The sequence below is a fragment of the Janibacter sp. LM genome (genome assembly GCF_039631275.1).
GTDB lineage: Bacteria > Actinomycetota > Actinomycetes > Actinomycetales > Dermatophilaceae > Janibacter > Janibacter terrae.
Map to the genome: position 1 here is coordinate 1 of NZ_JBDIVG010000068.1, position 1,670 is coordinate 1,670.

A 1,670-nucleotide genomic window follows, 5' to 3' on the forward strand; every position below is an offset into this window, starting at 1 on the left:
TAAGCCTCGATCCACCGATGAGCTGCTGAGGAGGTCGCTGTCGGCGGCAGGATGTCGGGGCTGGAGTGAGGGCGTGCAGGAGTTGCCGGTCTGCCCGGCTCTTCCACTGGGGTTCCTGCTTGTAGGGACTGGGTCTGTGGGTCAGATCGGCGCGGTCGCTCGGCGCGGGGCGAGGGCGTCGTAGAGCGCGGACCACGCTGTTTGCCATGGCCAGCCCTGTGGAAGGTGCAGGTGCAGGCGCCGGGCGGAGGAAGCAATACGTGCCGGGACGTTGATGAGCTTGCGGCGGATCGTTGCCGTGGTCGCCCGAGCCAGCCCCGGGGCGTTGGTCAGTGTCGCGGCGGCGCGGGTGAGGTTGAAGGCCATGACCGCGCAGACGAGCCAGGCAGCGTTGGCGTTGAAAACTCCCGAGGGCATGTGCGCCAGCGCGGAGGCCTTGAGGTCGGCGTGGACGTTCTCGATGATGGCGTGTGCCCGGTGGACCTTGTCGGCAGCCACGGTGTCGCGCTCGGCGGCGGGGGCGGTGGTGAAGAACGCGTGGAAGCGCCACGTATCGAACAGTGTGGCCTGCCCCTGGTTCTTCTTCGGGTTCAGGTCGGGGATTCGGCGCACCACCAGGCGGCCGGGGATCTGCTCGCTGGTCTTCTTGGAGGTGAAGGCGGTGAAGGGGATCTCGGCGACCTCGGCCCGCGAGATCCACCTGCCGCTGTCTTCGTCGAAGATCGCGTCGGTGTACTTGATCGTGGTCCAAGCATCGTCGCTGATGGCGGCGATGGCGCGCTTGACGGCCGGGTCCATCCGCACGGTGACCGATACGTGCGCCCCGGTCTTGAGCACGGCGGTGACCAGGGCGTGGGAGTAGAACGCTGAGTCCGCGCGCACCAGCACTGGCCGCCCGGCCAGGCAGGTGCGCCGGATCAGAGCCAGGGTGTCAGCGGCCAGGCGGACCGCTCCGCGCGGGGAGCCGGCCGAGCCCTTGCGCAGCCGCTGGGCGGCGATCACCGGGGCGATCTGCTCGGTGCTCACGGTGGCCAGCAGCGCATTCAGGCCACGCACTCGGGTATAGCCGAAGGATGCTCCCTGCTTGTGGTGGCCGTGGACCTCGATGATGGTGTCGTCGATGTCGACCATCACCGTGCCGCTGTCCCCCTCGCGGCCCAGGAACTCGGAGCGCTCGGCCAGGGCAAGTGCGAACCGTGAAGCCACCGCGTCAGCCTGACGCACGTGTCCGAAGGTGAAGGCGCGCAGGAAGGAGCCCAACGTCGAGGGAGCGTAGGCACGGTCGAAGATCTTGCCCATCGCCCCGTGGCGCAGCAAGGCCATGTCATCGATGCTGTCCGCCCCGGCGGCCATACCCGCCACCAACGAGGCAAGCTTCAGGCCCGCGTTGGCCCCCTTGTCCCTCGCCACGCTCAGGTGCTCATCTCCCAGCCGACGCAGCCCGGCCTCCTGAGCCAGAGCCATCAATGGGACCAGCCCGGCGGCCGACACGAGGTTGGGCTCGTCAAACGTCGCTGAGACCACTGAAGGGGTGTGAGACAGTTGCATCTACGAGATGCCCTTCTTGAGCGGGTTATGCGGACCTTAGACAAGTCGCATTTTCCCAGGTCAGGAGGGCATTCTCACTCTCCCACGCCGCCCACCGGACACAGTCGATCGGTGGATCGAGG

Annotated in this window: 1 protein-coding gene; it reads right to left on the reverse strand. The window is 67.5% G+C overall.

Going from position 1 to position 1,670, the window contains the following annotated elements; genetic code table 11:
• Nucleotides 1–141 precede the first annotated feature (141 nt).
• A complete protein-coding gene (locus tag ABC138_RS17435) occupies nucleotides 142–1,548 on the reverse strand; it encodes an IS1380 family transposase (protein ID WP_068329933.1) in 1,407 nt (468 codons plus the stop codon).
• Nucleotides 1,549–1,670 lie beyond the last annotated feature (122 nt).

Coding starts and splice junctions, on each gene's coding strand:
- ABC138_RS17435 (WP_068329933.1), bottom strand. CDS start 1,548: ATGCAACTGTCTCACACCCCTTCAGTGGTCTCAGCGACGTTTGACGAG.